We start from the raw sequence: 22,219 nt of genomic DNA, 5'->3' as shown, positions 1-22,219 counted from the left end.
TTGCAACAGGGAAGGCGAACGATGACGATCACCGAAATCGACGAGAAGTTCATGCGCGAGGCGCTGGCGGAGGCTCGCGCCGCCACTGCGGTGGGCGAGGTGCCCATCGGAGCCGTAGTGGCGCGCGACGGCGAGATTGTCGCGAGGGCTCACAATCGTCGCGAGCTCGACCAGGATCCTTCGGCTCATGCCGAGTTTGCGGCTCTGTGTGCCGCTGCTCGGTCGCTTGGTCGTTGGCGCCTTTCCGATTGCGCGGTCTACGTAACGCTCGAGCCCTGCTGCATGTGCGCGGGGCTTATGGTCAACGCGCGCGTGGGACGCTGCGTGTATGGCGCGAGTGACGCCAAGGCGGGCGCGTTGGGATCCCTATACGATTTGAATGCCGACTCGCGCCTGAATCATCGGTTTAACGTGACGGCTGGGGTCCTGGCGGACGAATGCCGCGAGCTGCTGAGTAGCTATTTTGGCGGTCTGCGCGGGGCGGGCGGCGCTGATTGCGGTTGCGGGGCCGATCTTGAGGCGCATGCCGCTCATGCCGAGGCGCTCGCGTGTGCCGAAGATATCGCCGTTGAGGCGGCCGATTTTGGTGCTGCGTGCCGCCGGCCCCGCCGTGTGCTGCTGGCGATCGACTCCTTTAAGGGCAGCGTGTCGAGTGCGCAGGCGGAGGCGGCGGTTGCCGAAGGCGTGCGCCACGTGTGGCCCGATGCCGAGCTGAGCGCTTTGCCGCTGGCAGACGGTGGCGAGGGAACGCTCGACGCCATTGCCGTGCGCGGGGGCGAGCTTTCGACCTGCGAGGTTGCGGGACCCTTGGGCGACCGCGTGCCTGCCCGGATGCTGGTGGACGGCGAGCATGAGTCGGCTGTAATTGAGATGGCCGAGGCGGCCGGCATTGGGTATTCGCCTTGCAGGGAGTCGTCGGCACTGGCTGCTACAACCTATGGCGTGGGCGAGCTCATGCTTCGCGCGGTTCGCATGGGCGCAAAGACTATCTATATTGGTCTGGGCGGTAGTGCCACCAACGACGGTGGCGCCGGCATGCTGCAGGCGCTGGGCGCCCACCTTGTCAATGAAGACGGCCGCGATATCGCTCCCGGTCTTGCAGGTCTTGAACACGTGGCGAGTATCGATGTGGCGCCAGCGCTTCGGGCACTGAATGGCGCGCGTGTCGTGGTGCTTTTCGATGTCGAGAATCCGCTCGTAGGGCGTCGCGGCGCGCTTGCGGTGTTCGGCGGACAGAAGGGGCTGCCGGCGGGCGACATCGAGACGCTACGCAGGTACGACGGTTGGATGGTCGGCTACGGTCGCCTGCTCGATGCGGCGATTGCCGAGGCACGGGCTCAGGGGCTACTGCGCGTGCCCGAGGGCGCGCGGACGTTTGGCTCAGTGCTCGGCGTGCCCGGCGCGGGCGCGGCAGGTGGCTTGGGCGCGGCGCTGCTGGCGCTCGGGGCGGAGTTGCGTTCGGGCGTGGAGACGGTGCTCGATCTCGTGGGGTTTGACGAGCGCGTGTGCGATGCCGACCTGGTCATAGCGGGTGAGGGTAATATGGACGAGCAATCCGCCGCCGGTAAGGCGCCGGTGGGCGTGGCCCGTCGTGCGAAGCGATATGGCAAGCCGGTGATCGCCGTCGTGGGCGGTCGCGCCGTCAACCTGGATGCGGTGTGTGAGCAGGGTATTGACTTGGTTTTGCCGATTTGCCGCAAGCCCATGGACCTGGAACAGGCACTCGATCCGCGAGAAGCCACAACCAACCTCATCTGCGCTGGCGAAGCAGCCGCTCGATCCTACGACCTTGGCCGTATCTAAAACCTATCTCTTTATAAGTTGCGGTGGAATACGGAGTGTTTTTGCCTTTAAGGGGCTAATTCAGCCCGTATTCCACCGCAACTTCGAGAATGGCCATTCGAGGTTGGCTGCCTTGGGTCTTGGGTCGGACCGTTTGCCACGAAATGCGGCTATCTGCTACGTTAGACCGGCCATCCTCGACCATCCCGGAATTTGCAAAAACAAAACCGCAGGTAGAAAGCTTGCCGATTTTCGAAAAAGCACGCTATGGTTGACCTCTGTGACCAAAACGTAGTAGATAGGCCCTTTTCGTGGCACGGCACCAGATCAGTCTATTTAGGATGGGGCTTACTTGACTACTTTCGCCACCCTGATGCCCCTCCAGTCAAAAAGTGGTCAAAAAAGCCCCGTCCCAAATTAGCTACCTTGCTCTGGTGGGCGGGAGCAGGTAAGATATACCGAGCGCCTAGCGCGTTCGATGGGTTCGGATGACGACATGTTCCGAATCTGGTCAGGTCCGGAAGGAAGCAGCCATAAGGAGCCTCTGTCGGGCATCCGAATCCATCGAGCGCACGGGCGCTTTTTGGTGCCGCGACATGGCCCGGCCGGCGGCGAGGTATTTGGTGTCTCGCTGGTCCTCGGCTTCGCCTGCGGGATCGCTCGACTACCAAACACCTCGCCGCCGGCCGGGCCCCGTCGTCCAAAAATCACCCGTAAAGGCGCGTTTATCTAATTAAATCTATCCCTTGCGGAATGCGGCTTGCTGGTGTTGTCTGGGCATTGATGACTATGTGGTTCAAGAGGCGGCGGTGCTGTTGCTTGAATTTTTGCAGTTAAAGAGGTCCGTTTCCCTGGGTGGGGGAAACGGACCTCTTTTTGTCTCTTGGCTTGTGGATTGGCGAAGACAATAACCGCTGGCAGCTATTTTGGGTTCCTGATGCGGCGTGTGGCTGTGGCGGTTATTCCGAGGCCTGCGGCGGCGATTCCTGCGAGTGCTATTGCGCTCGGTGCTGCGTCGCCCGTGTTCGCGAGCTTGCCGGCGGTCGTATCTGCTTGCTTGCCGCTGCTCGTGTTCGCCTGCTTGGTGGAGCTCGATGGGGCGTCTTTGCCGGTTGCAGGTGAGGCAACGGGCGGTGTCGCCTCGGCGGGTTGCGTTGAGCCGGAGGGAGGCGTCGTCTCGGTCGGTTTCGTTATCTCGGGCGAGGTGGCCTTGTCTGCCGCGGCCTTTGCCTCTTCGTATGCCTTGCAGGCGTCGTCATAGGCCGTTTGCGCCTTATTCAAATCGTCGAGGAGCGCATCTCGCTTGGCTATGTCCTCATCGATGTGGGCTTTAGCTTCCTCCGCCTCACTTTCGGAATCCTGAACCTGTCTTTCCTGGCTTTCGAGCCGGCGTCGGTAGGAGTGAAGATCATCTTCACAAGATTTCTCTCGCCTTTCTGCCGACATGATCTCACGTCGCAACTGCTTAATATGCTCTTTAGTAGCTGTGCTGGGCTCCTCGTCGCCGAGTGCTTCAAGTGCCTTATCTAATTCTGCCTGAAGGCCGCTTGTCCGGCTGTGGGCCTCATCGTATTTGGCTTGGGCTGCATCGACGTTCGCTTGCATGGCGGGAAGGCGTTCCCTCCGTTTGGCGGCTTCCGTCACCACCATGTCGTAGATCTCTTGAAAAGCGGCAATGTCATCATCGATTGCCGCAAGTTTCTCGGGACTTGCGGCAACTTTTGCGGCCTCGAGGGTTTTGAGCGCTTCCTGCATGGCTGCATACGCTTTTTCTTTTGCGGCGGCCGCATCTTCCGTCTGCAAGGCAACTGCACCGGTGGGGGAACTGGTTTCTGCCGCAATTGCCGTTACGGGGGCGATTCCCGCGACAAGTGCCGCGGAAAGGGCGATGCTCACAGTTGCTCGTCTTGCTCTTCTTGCGAGAATGTCGTTCATCTCGGCACCTCATTTCAAGGGTCAGCGACTCACTTGGTAGCACTAATGTAAGTATACCAAGTGGTCGACCCGCCACTGGCTGGGCGCGCGCGTACCTCTCCGCTTCTTTGGAAACTGAATCCCGTTAGAAATGAAGAGTTGTTTACGCTTCTTTTGGGTTCACCGTACTATCATGATTCGAATTGAGTGTGAATGATGATAGGGAGCGCCTATACATGATTGAGCTGCTCAGGCGTTTTGGTGGTAAGTTTCGCCGGTATATGGTGATCGGCCCAGCGTGCAAGCTGATCGAAGTGATCTTTGACCTGCTGACGCCGCTGGTGATTGCCCAGATGATCGATAAGGGCATCGGCGCACGCGACGTGAACGCTGTCGTCCACTACGGCATGGTGCTTGGCGCTATGGCCGTGATCGGCATCTCGTTTACGCTCGTCTGCCAAAAGATGGCGGCGCTCACCTCGCAGGGCATGGGTACCGATATCCGCGGCGCGCTCTACGAGCACATCAACAAACTGAGCTATGCCGAACTCGACCGCTTTGGCACGCCGTCGCTTATCACGCGCATTACCAACGACGTCAACCAGGTGCAGCTTGCCGTGGCGCTGGGCGTGCGCATGCTCATCCGCTGGCCCTTCCTGGCGGTGGGCTCTATGTGCGCGGCCCTTGCCATCGACCTTAAGCTCGGCATCATCTTTTTGATCTGCACGCCCGCTATCGGCCTGGTGTTTTGGTTTGTCATGGCGCGCTGCATTCCCTACTACAAGCAGCTGCAGGCAAAGCTCGACCGCATTGCGCTTATCTGCCGCGAGGGGCTTTCGGGCGCCCGCGTGGTTCGCGCCTTTGTGCGTGAGGGCCACGAGCGTGAGCGTTTTGCCCAAGCCGCCGATGACCAGGCCAATACCGCCATCGCGGTGGGCAAGCTCTCGTCGGTTCTCAACCCCGTGACGTTTTTGGTGATGAACCTGGGTGTGTGCGCCATCCTGTGGGTGGGCGGCATTCAGGTCAACGTGGGCGAGCTCACGCAGGGCCAGGTCATGGCGTTTGTGAACTACATGACGCAGACCCTGACCTCCATCGTGTACGTCGCCAACCTGGTCGTGGTCTTTACCAAGGCGAGCGCCAGTGCGTCACGTATCAACGAGGTGCTCAATTGCGTGCCGAGCATCACCGACGAGGGCAACCAGCCGGTCGCGCTGCCCAAGCCGGGCAATGTCGCTCCCGTTCCTGCGCTGGGCTTGAGCCATGCGAGCTTCTCGTTTGGCGCCGGCGCTGCCAACGCCGTCAACGATGTGACCCTGGAGCTGCCGCTGGGCAAGACGCTCGGCATTATCGGCGGCACGGGCAGCGGTAAGTCGACGCTCGTCTCGCTCATCCCGCGCCTGTACGATGCGAGTACCGGCAGCGTGAGCGTGATGGGCGCCGACGTGCGCACCTGGCCGCTCGACCAGCTGCGCCGTGTGGTCGCGACCGTTCCACAGCGCGCGTCGCTGGTGAGCGGCACCATCCGCAGCAACCTGACCTGGCGCGACGAGGCTGCGACCGACGAGGAGCTCTGGGTGGCGCTCGACATGGCGCAGGCGAGCGAGTTCGTGCGCAACAAGCCGCAGGGGCTCGATGCCCCGGTCGAGGCGGGCGGTAAGAACTTCAGCGGTGGCCAACGCCAGCGCCTGACCATCGCGCGCGCCCTGGTGGGCTCGCCTCAGATATTGATCATGGACGATTCTGCCTCGGCGCTCGACTTTAAGACCGACGCGGCGCTTCGCCATGCCATCCGCGAGCGCAGTGTGCGCGGTGCCGCCGAGGGCGGGCTGCCGCTGACTACGGTGATCGTAAGCCAGCGCGTTTCGACCGTGCGCGACGCCGATATGATCTGCGTACTTGACCACGGTTCGGTCGCGGGCCTGGGCGCGCACGATGAGCTCTACACGACCTGCCAGCTCTACCGCGAGATTTGCCAGTCGCAGCTTCGCCGCGAGGAGCTCGAGGGTCAGCAGGGGAGTACGGCGCCCGCGCCCGCCCCAGGCGCCCCCGCATCCGTCTGCGCAAAGGAGGGGTGCTAAATGAATCCGTACACTTCCTCCGGTTCGGTCGCCACGATGACGGCCAACGTGTCCGGTAACGATAGCCTCAACGACCTGGGCGACGGCCCGCGCCAGCCCGGCGATCCCGAGCGCTATCCCGTGGGTGCGGTGACTCGCCGCCTGATGGGCTACGTTCGTCCGCATCGCATTTCGTTTGTAGCGTCGTTTGTGAGTGCCGCCATCTCCGTGGTTCTGCAGCTCTACACGCCCATTCTCATCGGCGAGGGCATCGACCTGATCGTTGCTGCGGGCCAGGTGGACTTCGATGCGCTGCTGCCGCTCGTTACCAAGCTCGCGATTGTCGTGGTGGGCGCGGCGGCCTTCCAGTGGCTGCAGGGCTACTGCGTCAACCGTCTGTCCTACGAGACGGTGCGCGACATGCGCGTGGAGGCGAGCGACAAGCTCAGCCGCATGCCGCTCAGCTTTATCGACGGCCATGCCCACGGCGACCTCATGAGCCGCGTGGTCAACGACGTCGATCAGGTGGGTGACGGCCTGCTGCAGGGCTTTACGCAGCTCTTTACCGGCGTCATCACCATCGTGGGCACGCTCGCGTTTATGCTCTCCATCAACCTGACCATGACGCTCGTGGTGGTGCTCGTCACGCCGCTTTCCATCTTTGCGGCCGGTGCCATCGCCAAGCTTTCCAACAAGAGCTTTACGGCCCAGCAGCGCATCCAGGGCCAGCTCGGTGGTCATATCGAGGAGTATGTGGGTGAGCAAAAGCTCGTGGACGCCTTCGCCTACGGCCCGCACGCTCAACAGCGCTTTGATGCCCTTAACGTCGAGCTCTATACGGCGGGCGAGCGCGCGCAGTTTATGGGTTCGCTTTCCAACCCCGGCACGCGCTTTATCAATAACATCATCTACGCCGTGGTTGCCGTGATCGGCTGCGTGGGTGTGACCACGGGCGTGCCCGCGGCGCTCACGGTGGGCGGCGTGCAGATCTTTCTGTCCTACGCCAACCAGTACACTAAGCCGTTCAACGAGGTCACGAACGTCATCACGCAGATCCAGACCGCGTACGCCTCGGCGCGCCGCATGTTCGCGCTGCTCGATGCGCGCGAGCAGGAGCCCGACGCTGCGGATGCCGTGGAACTTGCCGCCCCGCAGGGTGAGGTGACCTTTGAGCATGTGGACTTTAGCTATGTGCCCGACCGCAAACTGCTGAAGGATATCTGCATCGATGCCAAGCCCGGTATGCGCTATGCGCTCGTCGGTCCCACGGGCTGTGGCAAGACGACGCTCATCAACCTGCTGCTGCGCTTTTACGATATCGATGTTGGGCGCATCGTAGTCGATGGTCGCTCCTCGCGTGACTACACGCGCGCGAGCCTGCGCCGCGCCTTTGGCATGGTGCTGCAGGACACCTGGCTGTTCGAGGGCACGGTGGCGGACAACATCGCTTACGGTTGCCCGGGAGCCACGCGCGAGCAGGTTATCGAAGCTGCCAAGCGCGCTCATGCGCATAAGTTTATCGTGCAGCTGCCAGGCGGCTACGATACGGTGATCGGCGAGGACGGCGGCACGTTTAGCCAGGGTCAAAAACAGCTGCTGTGCATCGCGCGCGTCATGCTCACCGATCCGGCGATTCTGCTGCTGGACGAGGCAACGTCGAGCATCGATACGCGTACCGAGCTGCAAGTGCAGGCGGCATTCGACGAGCTCATGGCTGGCCGCACGAGCTTTGTCGTAGCACACCGCCTGTCGACGATTCGCAACGCCGATTGCATCCTGGTCATGCGCGATGGTGAGATTATCGAGCGCGGCACGCACGACGAGCTGCTAGCGGCAGGCGGCTTCTACGCCGAACTCTACCGCAGCCAATTCGCCCAGTAGGGGTTACCGATTAGCGGCAGATGGTTTACATCTGCGTTGTTAGTACTAAGATATTCATCTAATAAATTGCATTAGTGGCTTTAGTTTTGGGGGAAACGAGGCAACGTGACTATGACGTGCTCTTTGGTGGTCAACAGCAAGAGCGGTAATACCAGGATGGTTTCGGGCGCGATCAAGCGCGCTCTGCAGGCTGCGGGCGTTGAATTTGTCCATGCCGCGGCGTTGAGCGACGATGCGGATGCAGATCAGGTTGCGCTCGAGGCGCAGGGCGCCTGCGCGGCCGACACGGTGCTCGTCGGTTTTTGGTGCGACAAAGGCGCGTGCACGCCTTCGGTCGCGGCGTTGCTCTCCGCCTTGCACGGCAAGCGCGTCTTCCTGTTTGGCACCTGCGGTTTTGGCGCCGACCAGAGCTACTATCAGCAGATTATCGACCGCGTAACTTCCAATTTGGCTGGGGATGCCGAGCTTGCGGGCTGGGCGATGTGCCAGGGCAAGATGGGTCCCGCGGTCAAGCAGCGCTACGAGGCCATGCTCGAGCAAGATCCCGACAACGCCCGATTTAAGATGCTGCTCGACAACTGGGTTGCCGCGAAGGACCATCCCACCAAGGAAGATCTGGACAACATGGCTGCAGCCGCCAAAAAGGCCGTGCTGGGGGAGTAGCTCCCATCGCTGACGGCGGTCGGTCCATCTTTCTAAATGAAACGTCCTCCCGGGCGTCGGGGCACGAAGTTCCCTGCTCTACAGTCCTGCGCAAGACGAAGGCCACATTAAGTGGCCTTCTTTGCGTGCGGAACTCGCGATGAACTTCGTGCCCCGCCGTCCGGAAGGACGCCTCTTTATTGATGGGAGGCCTGATAGGTCGATGGTTCCGTGCCCGGATGCGTCCAAAGTGGGACGGGCTTTCCGGATGGGCAGGCTTTCGAAAAATGCGTCCCGGAATTTGCCTTTGGAATGGGACGTAGTTTCCCGTTGAGGTGCTTTGCGGAAAGTGCATCCCACTCTGGGCGGTCGAAGTGGGACACACTTTCCCAAAGGCGCTCCAACGGGAAATTGCGTCCCATTATTCGGTCAAGAAACGGGATGCATTTTCCCAATGAGAGCAAAACCGGAAAATGCATCCCACAATCAGCCCTCAAAGTGGGACGCCGTTTCCCAATGAGGCTCAAGCGGAAAATGCATCCCGGAATTTGCGCTCAAAGTGGGATGCGGTTTCCGGTTGAGGGTCTAAGGGGAAAATGCGTCCCAGAATCGACGCTTGAAATGGGATGCAGTTTCCCGATGAGGCACTCGACGGAAAATACATCCCAGAAATGGCCTTTGAGCTGGGATAAGATTTCCGCGGCATCTCGGATTCTCAAAAATGAGACACGCCGTTGGCGAAAATGAGACACGTGATATCGGGCATCGGATGCATCATTTGCAAAAATGAGTCCACTCCACTCGAATAAAGCGAGGTCCCTCATGTACGTTGCACACCCCCGTATCCGTAGGCTGTCGAAAATCCCGCTTGTTGGGACGGCGGCGCTTGCTGCGTTGATCGCCACGAGCGTCGCCTGCTTCACGGCCACGCCCCAGGTTGCCCAGGCGGCAGACGCGCCCGCAATCACCGATATGACCGAGCAGGATTATCAAGCCCTGGGTCTGGGCACGAGCGAGGACATTCCGGCCGATACCGTTGGCCCCTATTCCACTGATACCCCCACGACGTTTGCCACGCGCAGCGAGGTCTATATGGCAGCTAACGGTAGCCATGGCAATCGCTACACTCTGCGCGACAAGCTCGAGAACGTCGAGCGCGGTGACATTGGCGGCAGCAGCAAACTCACCGATGGCTATGGAAGTGTGTGGGGCGCCGCAAAGTTCTGGCAAAACGTCAACAACTTCGATACGAACAGCGATCTCTACAAGCATAGCGACTACGGTGGCGGCACCTGGTCGTACCTAAGCAACAATGAGTCCTCAACAGTACTCGCCAACGACAACAACGGTTTCTCGGGCATTCACGCCACGAGTGTTGAGTTCTGCAGCGACGCCAGCACGGGCAAAAAGAGCCGCGTTGCCGAGCTCCGTGCCTACGGCGACAGTTCCTCCACGACGATTGACGGCAAGTCATACGCCGGAAAGGTTGAGCTGGTCCTCTACTCGTTTAGCAACGGGCGTACGCGCACTCTCGACACACACCTGCCGGTGACGGTCAACACTAATATGATGTACGAAGGCCGTTTTAAGTACCTGGATGCCGGTTACCTGCAAGAGCACGACGCCGTCTTTGATGTCGAGGCGGGCGATGTCGATGGCGACGGCGTCGACGAGCTTTTTGTCTACGCGGGCTGCTATGTCGACGAGAACGGCGTGCGCAAGGCTGTAGTCGACATGTATGACTTGGAGGGCGGCAACTGGAAGCAAAGCGTCGTCAAGATCGATGCCGGTAACGCCGCGGACTACACCACGCACAACAAGGGCGGGAACGACTCCTGGACGCAGCTTCAGTCAGCTCCTGTCGTTTCGCTAGCGGCCGGCGACCTCGATCGCGATTTTTGCGATGACCTCGCCATCGTGGTCTCGGCACCCTACGGCAAGAAGAATATTGATAAGTCGACGCATTGCGAGCTGTTTTCGTGGGATGCATCCAAGGGTGCGCTCGTCCATGTCGATGCTCTGGGCGACGCGGGCGCAATCTCCCTCTCCGCGAACGGCAAGACCATGGTCGCTGCGAATGCGACGTTCGGCACGTTTGCCGCCTACGATGAAGAAGGAAAGAAGACGGGTGAAACCGTCACGGGCCTTATTCTTGCGGGCTATGACTGGCAACGCAGCGCTTTTGATTACGGCGCTTCTGACGGCAGCAAGGGGCTGTACGGCGCGCTGTACCGCTACGCGTATTTTGACTCGGAGTCTGGCGAGTTCAAGCTTTCCGATTGTAAGGAATACAGAGACGGGCTCCTCGCCTCCTATGGGCTGATGCATGTGCCCACCAGCGCATGGAAGGATAGCGCTCAGGATAAGCGCTATCCGTGCACCTTGGCGCCTATTGCCCTTGCCACTGCCAACCTTGACGGCCTGTCCGAGCAGCTGGCGGTCGACGAGGTGCTCGTGGGTGGCGATGTGTTCCGCGACTTTGCCTGCAACACGGCACAGAGCGGGGCTCAGGGCTTGGGGTCCATGGTCGGAACCATGAGCATGAGCGGTCAGCAATACAACAGCAGCAACAAGCATGACCACAAGGGTATAGAGCAGGTGTGGATCAGCGACGTCAAGGCGGGCAGCGTCTCGGGTTCGGACCGCTATAACGAGAGCTTTATCGCCGTGGTGGGCAAGCACCGCGACGAGGACCTGCGCAAGAACGATGACTACTATTGGATGACCGCCTCGCATTTTTCGCTCGACGAGAACGGAAAGGTGCGCCGCGGCGAGGAGCAGGTGATTAGCGAGAGCAACCGTCGCGGCACTACCTACGGCACATTTATCTCGCTCGCGCTGCCCGATGTCGACAACGACAGCGTCAAGATCACGTACAAGGACCGCTACAAGGTCTATACCAACCCGCGCGTGCTTGCCGTGCTGCAGGATGCGCCCTATGTTGAGGATCTGGAGCAGGCATACGGCTATCTGGTGTTGGGCGGCACGTCATACGGAGAGGAAAAGGGCACGGGGACATCCCAGGGCTATACCATTGGCGCCGAGTTGGGCGTTGCCGTCGAGGTGCAGACCGGTCCGCCCCTGGTCGCGATGAATGCTTCAGTCGATTTTGCCGCCGAGGGATGCTATGACTACCGGAGCGAGCGCACGGTCAGCGCAAGCGTAAGCTATGAGTCGCATGCCGGCGAGGGTGACAAGGCCGTGCTCTACACGATTCCGATGGTCTATTACGAGTATGAGATCGAAAATGAGGAAACTGGTGGCAAGGGCGTGATGGCGGCGCCCGTGTCGCTCGGCGCGCAGACCTCGGTCGTTAATGTCGAGGCCTATGACCGCATTGCCAAACAGCACAATATGACGCCGCTCAGCTACTTTTTGACCAACCGGTCGGGAGAACCCGGAACCTATCAAACGACGCTCAACGGCGAGACTCCCGTTGGGGATTCCTTTGGCCTGGGCAAGCCTGGCGTAACGCGCGCCTACACGCACGATGGGTTTAACGGCGCCGCCGCGCAGTCGGGGGCGAGCATTGAGCAGACCATCGAAGTCGAGGAGGGCAAGGAGCAGGAGCTCGAGCTCGGCTTGACGCTGAACGGCAGCGTTGTCATGGGCGCGAAGCTCGCAAAGCACGAGTTGTTTGGCGGCCTGTGCTTTGGTGCCAACGCCGGCTTTACTACGGGTAACTCCTCGAGTGAATCGACCGAATACGGCGGCACCGTCGACAACCTGCCCGAGGCCGCGCAGGGCAAGTACGGTTTTGTGTGGCGTCTGGGCGTCAACGCGGTGGATGTCGACAAGTTCGAGGCAGACTCGGGCGACAAGCTCGGCACCAAGGACACCGACCAGTTCTGGATCGTGGGCTATGACGTTAAGGACGTCGAGATGCCCGACGCGCCGGCCGTGACGGGCTTTACGGCAAACGCCGTCGATTCGACCAGCGTTACGTTTAGCTGGGACGATGTACTCGCAAACAAGAGTGGCTTTAGCTACGGCGTGGGCATGCTGCAGAGCAATGCGGCGGATGCGGTCGTCAATAGCTGGAAGATTGCCGACAACACGCAGACCTCGCTCAAGTGGGATGGGCTGCAGCCCAATACGGAGTATCGATTCGCCATCGCCGCCGTTAAGAATGGATCCACGACCGAAACAGGTATTCGCTCGGCAATCATCACGGTCAAGACCATGCCCGATGGCATGACGATGACCGTGAGCGGACCTGCGGCGGATGCTGCGGAGGGGTCGGATCTTGGATACGACTCTTCGGTTGAGCGCGCGGCGGGAAGCCACCTGACGCTCTCGGCGATTGGCCATGTGAAGCAACTCGGTGCCGACGATAGCGAAACAGGGCTGGCACCGACCTATATGTGGTACCGCAAGGGCCGCGGCGAGACAGAGTTTAAGCTCGTGGGTGCCGATGGCAACCTCGCGGCTGGAACGGCCTCAAAGCTCGAGATTGACCTGACCGCAGACGATGACGGTGCGCAGTATTACTGCCACGTGGGATACAACGACGTGGGCCTCGACACCGGCACGACGCTCGTGAATATCGAGGCCGAGGAGACGGCGCCCACAACGGTGAACGCCACCCCAATCCGCACGCGCCGCCTGTTCTCACAGGCAAGTGCGGGCGCCAAGAAGTTCCTGGACCATACGCTGGTAAACACCGCCGGCCCAACCGATTCCGAAGGCTCAAAGGACCCCGAGACTCCTGAGACCCCGACGAACCCGGACAAGCCCAAGTCCGACAACGGAGCTAAGACCGACACCAAGGTCAAGACTACGACCACAGCGAAGAACCTCGCAAACACCGGCGACCAAACATTCGCCCTAGTCGCCACCGCAGCAGCAGCGGGAGCAACGTTCGTAGTGATAGCCCTCATCATGCTGATCAAGCGCCGCAAGACCCACTAGTAGCCAGTCGAACATATCGACAACCCAAAAACCCGGGTAGCCAAAAAACAGGCCACCCGGGTTTTCTGTTGAGTGGAGACTCCGCAAGCGGAAACTGCATCCCACAATTAGCGCCCGGAACGGGACACATTTTCCGTCAAGCCCTCATCCGGAAAATCCATCCCAGTTTGAGCGCCCAGACCGGGACGCACTTTCCCAAAGGGTCCTCAACGGGAAACTGCGTCCCATAATTAGGCCAAGAAATGGGATGAACTTTCCCAATGAGAGCCAACCGGAAACCACGTCCCAGAATCAGCCCCCAAAGTGGGACGCACTTTCCCAACGAGCCTCAACCGGAAAATACATCCCGGAATCCAGCTGAATAGTGGGACACACTTTCCCAATCGGGTCCCAAGCGGAAACTGCATCCCATTCCAGACAAGAATTCCGGGACACACTTTCCGCAAACAAAGAAGGCCACATAACGTGGCCTTCAACTTATATATGTTCGGCGATACGCCCAAGACAAGCCGTGCTCCAACAACAGGGCGTCTGTCCGGGCGGAGGCATATAAGGTTCATCGCGAGTTCCGCACGCAAAGGAGGTCACTTAATGTGGCCTCCGTCTTGCGCAGGACTGTCCGAGCAGGGAACCTTATATGCCTCCGCCCGGACAGACGTTTCAGTTATGAACTCGCAGCTAGTCGTTACTTGATCTTGGTCGTGCCCGGTGCCAGGTTGGGGTCGGTCTCGTTGGCCTCGGTCTGGAAGTGCTCGGTGTACACGTTCTTGCCGTCGCGGAACATCTCGTAGTACTGCATCTTGGCGTAATCTTCGCGCGCCTTGGTGGCGGCTGCGGCGGCGGCATCGTCACCGGTGACGTTGGAGGAAAGCGCCCAGCGCAGGCTGGCGTCCTCGTAGCCCACCGAGTTGATGGCGGGCAGCGACTCGCGCAGCGTCATGTGCGCTTTCTGGTAGTCGGTCAGCGGTGCGCCGATCAGCTGCATAAGCTGCGTGGACAGGTAGTTGGTGGACAGGTCGTCGACCTCGCTCGTCTGGTCGCAGCCGGCAACGTCGTAGTTGGCCCAGATGATGTAGTCGGTCTGCCACAGACGCTCCTGGTGCGTGGCGTCGTCTTCGCCGGTAAACCACTTGTCGTTGAACTTGGACGGGAAGAACGGCTGGTGGTCGCCCCAGAACACCACGACCACCTTGCGGTCGAGCTTGCTCAGGGCGTTGAGGAAGTAGCGAAGCGCCTGGTCGGACTGCTCGATGCACGAGACATACTCGTCGACATCGGAGAGCGTGCCGTCCTCGACGGTTTTGGCGTCCAGGTCGGTCGTGTCGATATTCAGGTGCATCTGCTTGTCGACCGGCAGCAGGCCCGTATCGTAGCCCGAGTGGTTCTGCATGGTCACGTCGAAGATAAACTGCGGATCGGCGTTCTGGTCGAGCAGCTCAAGAATCTTGTCGTAGGTAGCCTGGTCGGTCACCATGCCGCGTAGGGTATCGGCACCCTGGAAATCGTTGATGGACAGGAACTGGTCAAAGCCAAAGTCCTTGTAGACGTTCTCGCGGTTCCAGTTGGTGGCGTGGTTGGGGTGCATAGCCGTGGTGGAATATCCGAGCGACTTGAACTGCTCGGCTAAGTTCCCGGTCGTCTCCATGTTGTAGATGGTGTAGGGGTACACGCCCGAGCCCAGGTTGGCCATGGAGTTGCCGGTCATAAACTCAAACTCGGTATTGGCGGTACCGCCGCCGTAGGCGCTCACATAGAGCTTGCCGCGGCTGAGGCAGTCGGACAGGTTCTTAAAGTACTGCGGACCCTCGTAGCCGGCGCGCATGTTCTGGTAGATCGACAGATCCGAGAACGTCTCGTTCATGATGGCGATGACCGTGGGCTTCTCGCTATCGAACTGCTCCTTTGCGGCGGCGCGCTCGTCGCTCTTGGCCGCGTCGGACTTGTCGTAGGCCTTGGCGTACTTTTTGAGCGTGGCCTTGGCATCGTCGACGGAGTAGTCGGCGGGTTTGGGCGGCTTGATGGACTGCGCTGCGCTAATGAAAGCGGGCAGGTAGCCCTCGCGCCAGTAGCTCTCGAGCGGGCGCCAAGTGTAGACGGTGATGCCGAGGGTGTTGTAGTAGTCGATGAGCGTGACGTGCGCGGTCACGCCGCCTAGGCACAGCACGGCGACGAGCAGATTGGTGAGCAGCACGCGCTTGGCGTTGGCGGCGCCCTTCTGACGGTGCGGTGCCACCAGGCCGGCGTACTCGCACAGCAGCATGGCGATGGCGGTAAAGCCCATGGACAGCACGCAGAACAGCGAGATGGAGAAGGTGTAGCCGGTGCCGGCGACCGCGGCGGCGGTGGAGATGGCCGAAAGGTCGCCCGGCTGGATGGGCATGGACTTAAACGTGATGACGAAGAACTCGGCAATGCCCAGGACAAAGAGGGCAAAGGCCAGGACCGCGGGAGCTGCGCCGTGGCGCTGGAACAGGAAGAACAGGCCGACCATGAGCGTGGTGATGATGGCCCACTCGAGCAGGATGCACAGGGGGTAGACCCAGGTAAAGTCGTGGTTGGACGATACCTCCATGCCCAGCAGCGCAAAGACGCCGGCGAGCAGCAGGCACAGGACGGCGGCGACGAGCGGTTTGCCCACAAAGGCGCCGCGCAGGCGGGCGAGCTTGCCGGTGGGGGCGGGGGCGTCGGGCGCGGCGAACGCAAAGACGCGCGGGGCGATGCGGTCGCGTGCGATGCTGGCCCAAGCGCAGCCGGTGAGGATGGCGTTGGTCAGGATGAGCATCACAAAGGCGAGCGGCTCGTTTTGAGCGACGAGGCCCACGGCGCCCCAAATAGTCAAAAAGACCTGGAACAGGCCGAAGGCGACGCTCCACCCAAGAGCGCTTTTGGCAACGGTGCCCGACTTTGCGCGAATGGCTTTGGCCTCGCGCAAGACAAGGTAGACGGTCGCCGCAAGACCGACGAGCGAGATGGCGGCAGCGAACATGCTGAGACTCCTCACAAACTAAAACCTACGAAAGCGGGGGTTTACCCGATTGTTACCAAGATATGCACTGCAATTGGTGGCTGCGCACAACAACCAGCCATATTAACGCGCGCGTGTGGCGGTGTGGCGCAATGTAGTGGCGACCTGCGCGATAATGGACGGGAATTACACGGAAACGTAAAGGCTTCTTAAAGAATTAGCGAGGATGAGGCGATGAACGAACGGGCTTGTATGACGAGTGCGGGTGACGTGGACGCTGGCATGGACGCGGGCGGCTATCCGGTCGAGACGACGGGCAATGCGGTGCTGGACACGTTGGAGCACCGTTCCTCCACGCGTGCCTTCGCGCGTGATGACGACGACCGTCCCGTGGCGGTGACCGACGAGCAGCGGGCGGCAATTTTGCATGCGGCGAGTCGCGCGCCGTCGGCGGGCGCCATGATGATGTATTCCATCGTGAGCATTCGCGAGCAGGCTACGCTGGATCGTCTGGCCGACCTGTGCGACCACCAGCCCATGATCGCCAAGGCGCCCTGGGCACTTATATTTGTGGTCGACTATGCCAAGTGGATCGATCTGTTTGAGCACGTGGGCTGCTTTGAGCCCGAGTTTGTAGAGCGTACGGGCAAGGCGCCCCGCCGCGCGCCGGGTCTGGGCGACTTTGCCATCGCGGCCCAGGATGCCGTGATCGCCGCGCAAAACGCCGTGGTCGCCGCCGAGGCCCTGGGGCTGGGGAGCTGCTATATCGGCGACATCGTCGAGAACGCCGAGGAAGTTGCCGCGCTGCTCGATCTGCCGCCCTATACCATGCCGCTGTCGATGCTCATCATCGGCACGCCCCGTAAGGAGCGTCCGGCCATTGCGCATCCCGTGGTGAACCTGGTGCACGAGGAGCGCTACTGCCGCGCCGATGCCGCGACCATGGACGCGCAGGTAGCCGAGATGGACGCGATGTTCCGTCCGCATGCCCGCGTGGTGGGGGAGCGCGTCGTGGACATCTATACCCGCAAGCACACGAGTCCCTTTATGGCCGAGATGAGCCGCTCCATGGAGTGGTGGTTCAAAAATTGGCTCGGAAAATGACGGATGCGACAAAGAGACAGTCCCTTTGTCACATTCCATATCGCCGAGGTGGCTTAAAGGCCGTATAAATGTTTATCTAGCTGGGAAAACAGTGCCATTCAAACATGGGCCGATTACCTATAATTCCTTCGAACATTAAAGTTGGGAGGAAACCGGCTTATGGAACAAAAGGCCAAGGAGGCAGCTTCGCACGCTGCGATTCCTGTGAGCATCTCGGCGATGCTCGTCACGCTGGGCGTGGTGTACGGCGATATCGGCACCAGCCCTATGTATGTAACCAAGGCGCTCGTTGCCGGCAACGGCGGCATCGGAAGCGTCACGGAGGAGTTCGTGCTCGGCGCGCTCTCCCTTGTCGTGTGGACGGTCACGTTGCTGACCACCATCAAGTATGTGCTCATCTCGCTGCGCGCCGATAACCATGGCGAGGGCGGTATCTTTGCCCTGTACAGTCTGGTCAAGCGCTGTGGCAAGTGGCTTATCATCCCCGCCATGCTAGGTGGCGCCGCGCTGCTCGCCGACGGCATCCTCACGCCGGCCGTTACCGTTACCACGGCCATCGAGGGCCTGCGCACCATCCCGGCGGTCCATGCCGTGCTGGGCGATGACCAAGGCCGCGTCGTCGCCATTACGCTCGCCATCATCATCGTGCTCTTCTTGGTACAGCGCATCGGTACGGCCAAGATCGGTCACGCCTTTGGCCCCATCATGACGCTGTGGTTCCTGTTCCTGGGCGGCACGGGTCTGTTCTTTGTCTTCCAGCACCCCGCCGTGCTGCTGTGCCTCAACCCGGTGCGCGGCATCGCCTTTTTGCTGAGCCCCAACAACCACGCGGGCATCATGATTCTGGGCAGCTGCTTCCTCGCCACCACCGGTGCCGAGGCGCTCTACTCCGACATGGGCCACGTCGGCCGCGGCAACATCTACGCTACCTGGCCGTTCGTTAAGTGCTGCCTGCTGCTTTCCTATATGGGCCAGGGCGCTTGGCTTATGAACAACGCCGCCAACCCCGAGCTCATGGGCATTGCCGATCTCAACCCGTTCTACCAGATGCTCGCCCCGGGCCTGCGCCCGTTTGCCGTCGGCCTTTCCACCGTCGCGGCCATCATTGCCTCGCAGGCGCTCATCACCGGCGCATTCTCGCTGGTGTCCGAGGCCAGCCGCCTGGACCTCATGCCGCACATGCAGGTCTTCTACCCTGCCGAGACCAAGGGCCAGCTCTATATTCCCATGGTCAACAACGTCATGCTTGTGGGCTGCGTCATCGTGGTGCTGCTGTTCCAGAGCTCGGCGCACATGGAGGCCGCTTACGGCTTGGCGATCACCCTGACCATGATGTGCACGACGCTGCTGCTCTTCTTCTACTTGCATGTCGATCGCGGCCTTAAGGTCGCCCCGTATATCTTCGTTGCGTTCTTCCTTATGCTCGAGGGCTTCTTCTTCGTGAGTTCGCTCACCAAGTTCTTCCACGGCGGCTACTTCACCATCCTCATGGCTGCACTCATCATGGGCATTATGGTGTGCTGGTACAACGGCACGGCGGTCGAGCAGCGCCAGTTTACGCTGCTGCCGCTGCGCAGCTACCTGCCGCAGCTCAAGCGCCTGCGTGACGACGACCGTTACGAGCGCATGAGCGACAACGTCGTGTACCTGACCAAGGACACCCATACCGACTACATCGACCGCGATATCGTCTATTCGATCTTGGACAAGCATCCCAAGCGCGCCCGCGCCTGGTGGTTTGTGAATGTCGAGACCATGGACGAACCGCACACCTTTGCCTATTCGGTCGAGACGTTCGGCACCGACTACGTGTTCCGCGTGCATCTGTACCTGGGCTACAAGATCAACCAGCGCGTCAATGCCTACCTGCGTCAGGTTGTTCAGGACCTGGCTGCCACCGGCGAGCTGCCGCCGCAGACGCATGACTACTCGGTCTACAAGGATCCGGGTAACATCGGCACGTTCAAGTTCGTCTTGATTCGTAAGCTTCTGGCGCCCGAAAGCGATGTGGAGCCCAGCGAGCGTACGGCCATCACGCTCAAGTACATCATCCGCCGTGCCGCCGGCACGCCTGCACGCTGGTACGGCCTGGAGAACTCCAACGTGAGCTTTGAGTACGTGCCGCTGTTCACCAAGTTCAAGGCTGTGAATAAGATGCAGCGCCTGGCCCCCAACGAGCGGCCGTAGGCGCCGACAGTTGCATGGAGTTGGTTTTCGATGGACAAGATTGAGACCGGGGAGGCAAACATGGATGCAAAGATGCTTGATGGCCGCGAGGTGGTTGCCGAGCTGGTACGTGAGGCACGCGCCGACGCCGCCGAAGATCGGTTTTTGACGAACCGTGCCAACATGGACATGGCCGACCGCGTGATCTCGATCGTGGCACTGGTATTTGGAGCGGTGTGCGTGTGTGCCCTGCTCGCGCACGTGCTGTTTGTCTAGCGACCGCCGGTTGCAAAGGCTATACACTTGGAACCACCACAAGGGAAACCACCACAAAGGTGCCTGTCCCTTTGTGGTGGTTTTTGTTTTTGAGAGAGGGGCGGGGCGCTGATGGACGTCCGTACGGACGGCGATATTGCCGATAGCTTTTGGTGGCGGCGCACAACGCTGACGCGCCGCACTCCTCTGTATGACGCCTGCGTATCAGTGGGGCTGCTGGTCGCGGCGACGATTGTGGGCGCGCTGCTCGACCATCCGGGTCTCGCGCCGAGCATCATGATCGTCTATGTGTTCGCCGTTCAGCTGTGCGCATTCTTTACCTGGAGTCGCCTGTATTGCTTGCTGAGCTCGGCTGCCGCCGTGGCGCTCTACAACTTCTTGTTTGTCGACCCGCGCTACTCGCTGTCGCTTATCGACCGCGGCTATCCCGGCATGTTCTTCATCATGTTTGTGGTTTCGCTCGTGTCGAGCTCGATTGCCTTGGCCCTGCGCCGTGCCCTGGCGCAGGCCGCTGCTAGCGACCGCCGCACGCATATGGTGCTCGAGACCAACCGCATGCTGCAGCGCTGCGCCGACGAGCAGCAGATTGTCCATGCCACGGCAACCCAGCTGGCGCGTCTTTCGGGCTGTCCGGTCGTGTGGTACAGCGCCGACGCCGAGGGCGATGACCTGCTGCCGCGTGCGACGTATACGGTCGTGGGCGATGCCGCGCCGGTGCACGAGCTGGCGCCGCAGATGCCGCCGCGGCTCTCGGCGTCCGCCTATGTGGGAACGCCGCTCGACGCCACGTTTGGCGGCTCGGCGTTTTATGGCATCTACCTGACGGTTCGCACAGGCGACGGCTTCGCGCGCTCGGGCGACCCCGCCTCGGTGGTGGGCGTGCTGGCTATCGTTGCCGAGCCCGACGTACTGACGCATGAGGAACGGACACTTGCCGATGCCATCGTGAGCGAAGGCGAGCTGGCGCTCGATCGCGCTCGCGCCATGGAAGCCCGCGAGGAGGCGGCGGTACTCGCCAAAAACGAACAGCTGCGCGCCAACCTGCTTCGTTCCATCTCGCACGATCTGCGCACGCCGCTCACCAGTATTTCGGGCAATGCCGACGTGCTGCTCGACCAGGGCTCGACCGGCACCGCCGTGCTCGACGCCCAGACGCGCCGCGGCCTGCTCCTGTCCATTCGCTCGGATGCGCAATGGCTCAACGCCACCGTCGAGAACCTGCTCGCCATCACCAAGCTCGAGGGCGGCGGCATGCGCCTGTCGACCACGCTCGAGCTCATGGACGATATCGTCGAGGAGGCGCTGCGTCACGTGAACCCTGCCGTGCGCGAGCACGACCTTAAGGTTGTGGCGTGCGATGAACCGGCGCTCGTCAATGTAGACGCGCGCCTGATGGTGCAGCTGGTGGTCAATCTGGTGAACAACGCCATCACCTATACGCCCGCGGGCTCGCATATCATGATTTCGATTAGCGTCGACGATGGACGCGTGGCGTGCTCGGTTGCCGATGACGGTCCGGGTATTGCGCCCGAGGATCGCGAGCGCATCTTTGAGTCGTTCTATACCGCCAACCACGGTTTGGCCGACAGCCGCCGCAGCGTGGGCCTGGGACTTTCGCTCTGCCGCTCCATTGCGCTGGCACATGGCGGTAGCATAGAGGTTGCCGCGGCGGACCCGCACGGCTCGGTCTTTACGATTGAGCTTCCCGCCGCCGATGTTTCGTTTGATAAGGAGTAGCGCTGTGCCGAACTCTGCCGTAAAACCGCTCATCTTGGTCGTTGAGGACGATCCCGCTGTCCGCAACCTTATCGTTGCCGCGCTCGAGACGCACGGCTTGCGCCATATGGCCGTGGAGACCGCCCATGCCGCCATCGCCGCCGCCTCGTCGCAGGCGCCGAGCATTGTGCTGCTCGATCTGGGCCTGCCCGATATGGACGGCGTCAAGGTGGTGGAGTCGGTGCGCGCATGGTCGGGCATGCCGATTATCGTGGTCTCGGCGCGCAGCGAGGATGCGGACAAAATCCGCGCGCTCGATGCCGGTGCCGACGACTATCTGACCAAGCCGTTTTCGGTCGAGGAGCTGCTCGCGCGTATTCGCACGACGCTCAGGCGCCTTTCGTATGCGCAAACGGGCGGTGTTGCCTCCGAGGGCTCGTTCGATACCGGTGAGCTGCATATCGATTTTGATGCCGGCATCGCCACGATGGATGGCGAGGAACTGCATCTGACGCCGATCGAGTATAAGCTCCTGTGCCTGCTGGCACACAACGCCGACAAGGTACTGACGCACCAGTTTATCCTGCACGAGATTTGGGGCACGGCAACTAAGAGCGACCTGGCGAGCCTGCGCGTCTTTATGGGCACGCTGCGCAAGAAGATTGAGTCCGACCCCGCGCACCCGCGCTATATCCAGACGCACGTGGGTATCGGCTATCGCCTGGTCACCCAAGGCTAGATCGCCAACCACCATCCCACTATGAGTTGCGGTGAAATACGGTCTAAATTTGCCTAATTCCAG

At 61.0% G+C, this 22,219-nt stretch carries 12 protein-coding genes and 1 other RNA gene; 11 read left to right on the top strand and 2 right to left on the bottom strand.

Annotated elements, in window-relative coordinates:
* The first annotated feature begins 21 nt into the window (after positions 1-21).
* Together tadA and ffs are read left to right on the top strand one after the other, a co-directional pair.
* Complete coding sequence (gene tadA, locus ABCN01_RS04660; protein ID WP_342996185.1) at positions 22-1,803, top strand: tRNA adenosine(34) deaminase TadA; 1,782 nt, start codon at positions 22-24, stop codon at positions 1,801-1,803.
* Between the two features lie 454 nt (positions 1,804-2,257).
* Positions 2,258-2,353, top strand: an RNA gene (ffs, locus tag ABCN01_RS04655) — signal recognition particle sRNA small type.
* A gap of 350 nt (positions 2,354-2,703) precedes the next feature.
* Here the strand turns inward: ffs and ABCN01_RS04650 are convergent.
* Positions 2,704-3,717 carry an LPXTG cell wall anchor domain-containing protein gene (locus ABCN01_RS04650; RefSeq protein ID WP_342996183.1) on the bottom strand — a complete coding sequence of 338 codons (1,014 nt, stop codon included), beginning with the start codon at positions 3,715-3,717 and terminating at the stop codon, positions 2,704-2,706.
* A gap of 215 nt (positions 3,718-3,932) precedes the next feature.
* Between ABCN01_RS04650 and ABCN01_RS04645 the strand changes: the two genes are divergently transcribed.
* From ABCN01_RS04645 to ABCN01_RS04630, 4 genes are all read left to right on the top strand, one after another.
* A complete protein-coding gene (locus ABCN01_RS04645; protein WP_342996182.1) occupies positions 3,933-5,777 on the top strand; it encodes an ABC transporter ATP-binding protein in 1,845 nt (614 codons plus the stop codon).
* Positions 5,778-7,637, top strand: a complete 1,860-nt coding sequence (locus ABCN01_RS04640) for an ABC transporter ATP-binding protein (RefSeq protein WP_342996181.1) — start codon at positions 5,778-5,780, stop codon at positions 7,635-7,637. It abuts the gene before it with no gap.
* A 111-nt stretch (positions 7,638-7,748) separates the two neighbouring features.
* Positions 7,749-8,300 carry a flavodoxin family protein BilS gene (bilS, locus tag ABCN01_RS04635; RefSeq protein WP_099432355.1) on the top strand — a complete coding sequence of 184 codons (552 nt, stop codon included), beginning with the start codon at positions 7,749-7,751 and terminating at the stop codon, positions 8,298-8,300.
* 801 nt (positions 8,301-9,101) lie between these two features.
* Positions 9,102-13,190, top strand: a complete 4,089-nt coding sequence (locus ABCN01_RS04630; RefSeq protein ID WP_342996179.1) for a fibronectin type III domain-containing protein — start codon at positions 9,102-9,104, stop codon at positions 13,188-13,190.
* 685 nt (positions 13,191-13,875) lie between these two features.
* Here the strand turns inward: ABCN01_RS04630 and ABCN01_RS04625 are convergent.
* Complete coding sequence (locus tag ABCN01_RS04625) at positions 13,876-16,176, bottom strand: LTA synthase family protein (RefSeq protein ID WP_342996178.1); 2,301 nt, start codon at positions 16,174-16,176, stop codon at positions 13,876-13,878.
* Positions 16,177-16,389: 213 nt separating this feature from the next.
* Between ABCN01_RS04625 and ABCN01_RS04620 the strand changes: the two genes are divergently transcribed.
* The 5 genes from ABCN01_RS04620 to ABCN01_RS04600 all read left to right on the top strand — a co-directional run bounded on the left by ABCN01_RS04620 (position 16,390) and on the right by ABCN01_RS04600 (position 22,156).
* Entirely contained in the window at positions 16,390-17,259 is an 870-nt protein-coding gene (locus ABCN01_RS04620; RefSeq protein WP_343014213.1) for a nitroreductase family protein, read from the top strand.
* Positions 17,260-17,418: 159 nt separating this feature from the next.
* Positions 17,419-19,446, top strand: a complete 2,028-nt coding sequence (locus ABCN01_RS04615; protein WP_343014212.1) for a KUP/HAK/KT family potassium transporter — start codon at positions 17,419-17,421, stop codon at positions 19,444-19,446.
* 60 nt (positions 19,447-19,506) lie between these two features.
* Entirely contained in the window at positions 19,507-19,701 is a 195-nt protein-coding gene (locus tag ABCN01_RS04610; protein ID WP_118450240.1) for a hypothetical protein, read from the top strand.
* Between the two features lie 111 nt (positions 19,702-19,812).
* Positions 19,813-21,438, top strand: a complete 1,626-nt coding sequence (locus ABCN01_RS04605) for an ATP-binding protein (RefSeq protein WP_342996175.1) — start codon at positions 19,813-19,815, stop codon at positions 21,436-21,438.
* Positions 21,439-21,442: 4 nt separating this feature from the next.
* A complete protein-coding gene (locus ABCN01_RS04600) occupies positions 21,443-22,156 on the top strand; it encodes a response regulator (protein WP_342996174.1) in 714 nt (237 codons plus the stop codon).
* Positions 22,157-22,219 lie beyond the last annotated feature (63 nt).

The organism is Collinsella aerofaciens, from assembly GCF_039062365.1.
Classification (GTDB): domain Bacteria; phylum Actinomycetota; class Coriobacteriia; order Coriobacteriales; family Coriobacteriaceae; genus Collinsella.
Note: the sequence above shows the minus strand (reverse complement) of the source record. Positions and strands in the feature narration are given on the sequence as shown.

Excerpts from the sequence above, each read along its gene's own strand:
- ABCN01_RS04625 (WP_342996178.1), bottom strand. The coding sequence starts at position 16,176 with ATGTTCGCTGCCGCCATCTCGCTCGTCGGTCTTGCGGCGACCGTCTAC.
- ABCN01_RS04645 (WP_342996182.1), top strand. The coding sequence starts at position 3,933 with ATGATTGAGCTGCTCAGGCGTTTTGGTGGTAAGTTTCGCCGGTATATG.
- ABCN01_RS04640 (WP_342996181.1), top strand. The coding sequence starts at position 5,778 with ATGAATCCGTACACTTCCTCCGGTTCGGTCGCCACGATGACGGCCAAC.
- bilS (WP_099432355.1), top strand. The coding sequence starts at position 7,749 with ATGACGTGCTCTTTGGTGGTCAACAGCAAGAGCGGTAATACCAGGATG.
- ABCN01_RS04630 (WP_342996179.1), top strand. The coding sequence starts at position 9,102 with ATGTACGTTGCACACCCCCGTATCCGTAGGCTGTCGAAAATCCCGCTT.
- ABCN01_RS04605 (WP_342996175.1), top strand. The coding sequence starts at position 19,813 with ATGGACGTCCGTACGGACGGCGATATTGCCGATAGCTTTTGGTGGCGG.
- ABCN01_RS04650 (WP_342996183.1), bottom strand. The coding sequence starts at position 3,717 with ATGAACGACATTCTCGCAAGAAGAGCAAGACGAGCAACTGTGAGCATC.
- ABCN01_RS04610 (WP_118450240.1), top strand. The coding sequence starts at position 19,507 with ATGGATGCAAAGATGCTTGATGGCCGCGAGGTGGTTGCCGAGCTGGTA.
- ABCN01_RS04620 (WP_343014213.1), top strand. The coding sequence starts at position 16,390 with ATGAACGAACGGGCTTGTATGACGAGTGCGGGTGACGTGGACGCTGGC.
- ABCN01_RS04615 (WP_343014212.1), top strand. The coding sequence starts at position 17,419 with ATGGAACAAAAGGCCAAGGAGGCAGCTTCGCACGCTGCGATTCCTGTG.
- tadA (WP_342996185.1), top strand. The coding sequence starts at position 22 with ATGACGATCACCGAAATCGACGAGAAGTTCATGCGCGAGGCGCTGGCG.